Raw genomic sequence first — 6789 nt, forward strand, 5'->3', positions numbered from 1 at the left:
GCGCCGAACCTAGGTTCCGGCCTCCAGGTCGCCCTCCGTCTTCAGGTAGAGGGCGCGGAGCGCGTTCAACGTGTTCTCGTCGGGTTGGGACCACAGCTTGCGTTCCGCGGCCTCCAGCAGCCGTTCCGCGATGCCGTGCATGGCCCACGGGTTGGACTCGGCGAGGAACTTCTGGTTCTCCTCGTCCAGCAGGTAGGTCTGGGCCAGCTGCTCGTACATCCAGTCGGTCACCACGCCGGTCGTCGCGTCGTAGCCGAACAGATAGTCCACCGTGGCCGCCAGCTCGAACGCGCCCTTGTAGCCGTGCCTGCGCATGGCGGCGATCCAGCGCGGGTTGACCACCCTCGACCGGAAGACGCGCGCCGTCTCCTCGGTGAGGGAACGGGTACGCACGGCGTCCGGGCGGGTGCTGTCGCCGATGTAGGCCGCGGGCGCACGGCCGGTCAGCGCGCGCACCGTCGCGATCATGCCGCCGTGGTACTGGAAGTAGTCGTCGGAGTCGGCGATGTCGTGCTCACGCGTGTCGGTGTTCTTGGCGGCGACGGCGATGCGGCGGTACGCGGCCTCCATGTCCTCGCGGGCGGCCCTGCCGTCGAGGCCCCTGCCGTACGCGAAGCCGCCCCACACCGCGTAGACCTCGGCGAGATCCTTGTCGTCGCGCCAGTTGTGGCTGTCGATCAGCGGCAGCAGGCCGGCGCCGTAGGACCCCGGCTTCGAGCCGAAGACGCGGGTGGTGGCGCGGCGTTCGTCGCCGTGTTCGGCGAGGTCGGCGGTCACGTGCGCGCGCACGTAGTTGACGGCCTCGTCCTCGTCCAGTGCGGCGACCAGCCGGACCGCGTCGTCGAGCAGGTGGACGACGTGCGGGAACGCGTCGCGGAAGAAACCGGAGATCCTGACCGTGACGTCGATGCGCGGCCGGCCGAGCTCGGCGGACGGTATCACCGCGAGGCCGCTCACCCGGCGGGACGCCTCGTCCCACACCGGCCGCACCCCCAGGAGCGCGAACACCTCCGCGATGTCGTCGCCGGCCGTGCGCATGGCCGAGGTGCCCCAGATCGACAGGCCGACCGACCGTGGCCACTCCCCGGTGTCGGTGCGGTAGCGCGCCAGGAGCGAGTCCGCCATGGCCTGGCCGGTCTCCCACGCCAGCCGGCTGGGGATCGCCTTCGGGTCGACGGAGTAGAAGTTGCGGCCGGTCGGCAGCACGTTCACGAGGCCACGCAAGGGAGATCCGCTCGGCCCGGCGGGCACGTAGCCGCCGTCGAGGGCATGCAGCACGTTGTCCAGCTCGTCGGTCGTGCGTGCCAGGCGGGGCACCACCTCGGTGGCGGCGAACCGCAGGACGTCCACGACGGCCGGTGGCAGGCTGTCGTCCACCTCGCGCCACCCGCCGGCCTCCATGGCGGAGACCAGCGCCAGCGCGGTCGCGTCGATCTCGTCCACCGTGGACCGTCCGGCGGAGCCGTCCTCGTTGAGCCCCAACGCCTCCCGCAGGCCCGGCAGCGCGTTGGCCTCGCCGCCCCACATCTGGCGGGCCCGCAGCATGGCGGCCACCAGGTTCACCCGTGCCTCACCGGTCGGCGCGACACCGAGCACGTGCAGGCCGTCGCGGATCTGGGCGTCCTTGACCTCGCACAGCCAACCGTCCACATGCAACAGGAAGTCGTCGAACTCCACGTCGTGCGGCCGGTCCCCGACACCGAGGTCGTGGTCCAGCTTGGCGGCCTGGATGAGCGTCCAGATCTGGGCGCGGATGGCCGGCAGCTTCGCGGGGTCCATCGCGGCGATCGAGGCGTGCTCGTCGAGCAGCTGCTCCAGCCGGGCGAGGTCGCCGTAGCTCTCGGCGCGGGCCATGGGCGGCACGAGATGGTCGATGAGCGTGGCGTGGGCGCGACGCTTGGCCTGCGTGCCCTCACCCGGGTCGTTGACGAGGAACGGGTAGATGAGCGGGAGGTCGCCGAGCGCGGCGTCGGCCGCGCACGACGCGGACAGGCCGAGGTTCTTGCCGGGCAACCATTCCAGGTTGCCGTGCTTGCCGAGGTGGACCATGGCGTGTGCGCCGAAGGTGTCGCGGAGCCACCGGTACGCGGCGAGGTAGTGGTGGCTCGGCGGCAGGTCCGGGTCGTGGTAGATCGCCACCGGGTTCTCGCCGAACCCGCGCGGCGGCTGGACGATCACGACGATGTTCTCCGCTTCCAGTGCGGCGAGGACGATCTCGCCCGCCGGATCGTGGGAGTGGTCGACGTACAGCTCGCCCGGCGCCGGACCCCAGTGCTGCTCGACGTGCGCGCGGAGATCGTCCGGCAGGGTGGCGAACCAGGCCCGGTAGTCGGCCGCCCCGATCCGCACCGGGTTGCCGGCGAGCTTGTCCTCGGTGAGCCAGTCCGGGTCCTGGCCGCCCGCCTCGATGAGCGCGTGGATGAGCGCGTCGCCGTCGTTCGACTCGAGACCGGGGAGATCGCCGACGGTGTACCCGTTGTCCCGCAAGGCGTTCAGCAGGCGGACCGCGCTCGCCGGGGTGTCGAGCCCGACCGCGTTGCCGATGCGGGCGTGCTTGGTGGGATACGCCGAGAGCATGACCGCGACCTTGCGCTCCGCCGCGGGCACGTGCCGCAGGATCGCGTGCTTGACGGCGATGCCGGCGACCCGGGCCGCACGTTCGGGGTCGGGCACGTAGACCGACAGGCCGTCGGCGTCGAGCTCCTTGAAGGAGAAGGGAACCGAGATGAGCCGCCCGTCGAACTCCGGCACGGCGACCTGGGTCGCGGTGTCCAGAGGGGACAGTCCCTCGTCGCTCTCGGCCCAGACGGCGCGGCTCCAGGTGAGGCACAGACCCTGGATGATGGGCACGTCGAGGGCGGCGAGCGCGCCGACGTCCCAGGAGTCGTCTCCCCCGGCCGCCGCGGCGGCCGGGGTGGTGCCGCCGGCCGCGAGGACGGTGACGACGAGCGCGTCGGCCGTGCCCAGCAAGGAGATCAGGTCGTCCGGCGCGGTGCGCAGCGAGGCGCAGAAGACGGGCAACGCCTGCCCACCGGCGTCCTCGATGGCGTCGCAGAGGGTCTCGACGAACGTGGTGTTGCCGGCCATGTGGTGCGCGCGGTAGTAGAGCACGGCGACCGTCGGGCCGTGCGCGTTCCCGCTGGTCCGGTCGAGCCGACCCCACAGGGGGGTGGGCACCGGCGGCGCGAACCCGTGCCCGGTGAGCAGGACGGTGTCGGAGAGGAAGTAGGCGAGCTGGCGCAGGTTGTCGCGGCCGCCGTGCGCGAGGTACGCGTGCGCCTCGGCGACGACGCCGCCGGGCACGGTGGACAGCTCCATCAGCTCGGCGTCGGGCGCCTGCTCCCCACCGAGCACGACGACCGGGCGCGGGCCGGCGAGCAACGCGTCGAGCCCCTCCTCCCAGGCTCGGCGGCCACCGAGCAGCCGGACGACCACGAGGTCGACCCCGTCTAGCAGGCCCGGGAGGGCGTCGACGCCGAGCCGGGCGGGGTTGCCGAGCCGGTAGCCGGCGCCGCTGGCCCGCGCCGAGAGGAGGTCGGTGTCGGAGGTCGAGAGCAGCAGGATCACGACATCCGACTCTATATTCGGTCCGTGCCAACCCGGAATCATTCGGAGGACTCCTGTCCTGGGGTCCTCGCCACACACCAGGCCGCCGACGGCGCCGTGGCGCGTGTCCGCGTGCCCGGGGGCCAGCTGACGGCGGCGGCGTTCCGGACGATCGCGACGGGTGCGGCGGAGCTGGGCGATGGCACGATCGAGCTGACCTCCCGGGCAAACCTGCAGGTCCGAGGCTTGGCGGACGGGGTGGAGCTGGGCACCAGGCTGGCTTCGGCAGGCCTGCTCCCGTCGGCGACCCACGAGCGGGTCCGCAACGTCCTCGCGTCCCCGCTGACCGGCCGCGACGGGGCGGGGTTCGCCGATGTTCGGCCCCTGGTCGAGGCCCTCGACGAAGCGCTGTGCGCACGTCCGCGGCTCGCCGGGCTGTCGGGCCGCTTCCTGTTCGCGGTGGACGACGGCCGCGGCGACGTGGCCTGGCTGGGCGCCGACATCGCGGCGGTACTGACCAGCGAGAACACCGCGGCGGTGCTGCTGGACGGCGAGGACGCCGGCCTGCGGTCCACGGTGGACGGGGCCCCGGCCCTGATGCTGGCCTGCGCGGAGACATTTCTCACCCTGCGCGAGCACGAGTGGCGGGTCGCCGAGCTGGCGGACGGCCCGCGCCGGCTCGCCGCGCACCTTGCCGGCCCGCCCGGTGCCCCGCGGCGCGGCGGCGCCGAGGACGACGGACAGGCGGCCGTTGACCGTCGTGAAGGGACCCGCCAGGGCGTCGGGCTGGTCGACCAGGGGGCTGGGCTCGTGTCCCTCGTCGCCGGCGCGCCGCTCGGCTGGCTCGACCGGCGCCAGGCCGCCGCGCTCACCGCGACCGGCGCACCACTGGTCATCACCCCGTGGCGGCGCCTCGTGGTCGCCGACCTGCCCGCCGACCGGGTCGAGGAGGTCGGCGACCGGCTGCGCGGGACCGGGCTCCTGCTCGACCCCGGCGATCCGCTCGCCCGGGTGACCGCGTGCACCGGACGCCCCGGCTGCGCCAAGGCGCTCGCCGACGTGCGGGCCGACGCCGCCCCCGTTCCCGGCACGACGCTGCCCGTCCACTGGTCCGGCTGCGCACGCCGGTGCGGCCGCCCCCGCGGCGCGGTGGTCGACGTGGTGGCCACCGGCCACGGCTACTCGGTGACCGAAGGAGATCGATGAACTACCTCAGGGACGGCGCCGAGATCTACCGGCGTTCGTTCGCGACCATCCGCGCCGAGGCCGCGCTCACCGGCCTGCCACCGGACGTCGAACGCGTGGCGGTGCGCATGATCCACGCGTGCGGGATGGTCGACCTGGTCGACGACCTCGCGTGCTCCCCCGACGTCGTCGCCAAGGCCCACGCCGCGCTGGCCGCCGGCGCCCCGATCCTGTGCGACGCCCAGATGATCGCCTCGGGCGTCACCCGCCGCCGGCTGCCCGCGGACAACGACGTCGTCTGCACCCTCGGCGATCCCCGGGTGCCCGAACTGGCCGAACGGCTCGGCACCACCCGCAGCGCGGCCGCGCTCGACCTGTGGGGCGACCGGCTGACCGGTGCGGTGGTCGCCATCGGCAACGCGCCGACGGCGTTGTTCCGGCTCCTGGAGCTGATCGACGCCGGCGCGCCCGCGCCGGCCGCGATCCTGGGGCTGCCGGTGGGTTTCGTCGGCGCGGCGGAGTCCAAGGTGGCCGTGGCGACGCGGACCGTCCCGTACCTGGTGGTGCACGGCCGCCGCGGCGGCAGCGCGATGGCCGTGGCCGCCGTCAACGCGATCGCGAGCGAGGTCGAATGAGCACGGCGACCCAGCCAACCCTGTACGGCGTGGGCCTGGGCCCCGGCGACCCCGAGCTGATGACGCTCAAGGCGGCACGGCTGATCCGCGAGGCGGACGTGATCGCCTACCACAGCGCCCGGCACGGCCGCAGCATCGCGCGGGGCGTCGCGGCACCGCACCTGCGGGGCGACCAGATCGAGGAGCCACTGGTCTACCCGCTGACCGTGGAGACGACCGACCACCCCGGCGGGTACCGCGGCGCACTGGCGGACTTCTACGCCGAGAGCGCCGCGAAGCTGGCCGCGCACCTGGACGCCGGCCGCGACGTGGTGCTGCTGTGCGAGGGTGACCCGCTGTTCTACGGCTCGTACATGCACATGCACACCCGCCTGGCCGGCCGGTACCGCACGGAGGTCGTGCCCGGGGTGACGTCGGTGAGCGCGGCGGCGGCCGTGGCCGGCCGCCCGTTGGTGGAGGGCGAGGAGATCCTGACGGTCCTCCCCGGCACCCTGCCGCCGGAGGTCCTGGCGGACCGTCTGTCCACAACGGACTCGGCGGCGGTGCTGAAGCTCGGCCGAACGTTCGAGAAGGTCCGCAAGGCCATGACGGACGCCGGCCGCCTGGACGAGGCGGTGTACGTGGAACGCGCGACGTGGCCGGAACAACGCCTGATGCCGCTGTCCGAGGTGGACCCGAACACCGTCCCGTACTTCTCGGTGGCGCTCCTCCCGAGCAGGCGAGCGGCGGACACCGCGGCGACGTGGTCCGCGCCGGCGCGGACCGGCACGGGCGGCGTCGTGGTGGTCGGCCTCGGCCCGGCGGGACGTCCGTGGCTGACCCCGGAGGCGCAGGAGGCGTTGGCGTGGGCCGATGACCTGGTGGGCTACGGCCCGTACCTGGACCGCGTGCCGCCGAACCCGCGGCAGCGGCGACACGCGTCGGGCAACACGGTGGAGGCGGAGCGGGCGGCGTTCGCCCTGACGCTCGCGCAGGAGGGCCGCCGGGTGGCGGTGGTGTCGTCGGGCGACCCCGGGGTGTTCGCGATGGCGAGCGCGGTGCTGGAGGTGGCGGAGGACTGGCCCGGGGTGGCGGTGCGGGTGGTGCCGGGCCTGACGGCGGCGCAGGCGGTGGCGAGCAAGGCCGGTGCGCCGCTGGGCCACGACTTCTGCACGGTGTCGCTGTCGGACCGGTTGAAGCCGTGGGAGGTGATCGCGAGCAGGTTGTCCGCGGCGGCCGCGGCGGACTTCGTGATCGCGATCTACAACCCGGCGTCGAAGACCCGCAGGACACAGCTGGACGCGGCGAAGGAGTTGCTGCTGGCACACCGGACCCCGGACACGCCGGTGGTGGTGGGCCGCGACGTGGGCGGCGAGACGGAGTCGGTCTCGGTGGTGACACTGGGCACGCTGGACACGTCCACGGTGGACATGAGGTGCCTGCT

The 6789-nt window shown here is 73.6% G+C and carries 4 protein-coding genes; 3 read left to right on the top strand and 1 reads right to left on the bottom strand.

Going from position 1 to position 6789, the window contains the following annotated elements; genetic code table 11:
* Positions 1–9: 9 nt before the first annotated feature.
* On the bottom strand, positions 10–3567 hold the full coding sequence (gene cobN, locus VET29_RS24030) for a cobaltochelatase subunit CobN (RefSeq protein WP_324924270.1): 3558 nt from the start codon (positions 3565–3567) through the stop codon (positions 10–12).
* Between the two features lie 24 nt (positions 3568–3591).
* Between cobN and VET29_RS24035 the strand changes: the two genes are divergently transcribed.
* The 3 genes from VET29_RS24035 to VET29_RS24045 all read left to right on the top strand — a co-directional run.
* The gene (locus VET29_RS24035; protein ID WP_324924271.1) at positions 3592–4752 is read left to right on the top strand and encodes a precorrin-3B synthase; all 1161 of its coding nucleotides are present in this window, start codon (positions 3592–3594) and stop codon (positions 4750–4752) included.
* Positions 4749–5366, top strand: a complete 618-nt coding sequence (locus VET29_RS24040) for a precorrin-8X methylmutase (RefSeq protein ID WP_324924273.1) — start codon at positions 4749–4751, stop codon at positions 5364–5366. Before VET29_RS24035 ends, VET29_RS24040 begins: the two co-directional genes overlap by 4 nt.
* On the top strand, positions 5363–6789 hold a 1427-nt coding region (locus tag VET29_RS24045), incomplete at its 3' end, for a precorrin-2 C(20)-methyltransferase (RefSeq protein ID WP_324924275.1). The genes VET29_RS24040 and VET29_RS24045, both read left to right, overlap by 4 nt.

The sequence above is a fragment of the Actinophytocola sp. genome (assembly GCF_035634895.1).
Lineage (GTDB): Bacteria > Actinomycetota > Actinomycetes > Mycobacteriales > Pseudonocardiaceae > Actinophytocola.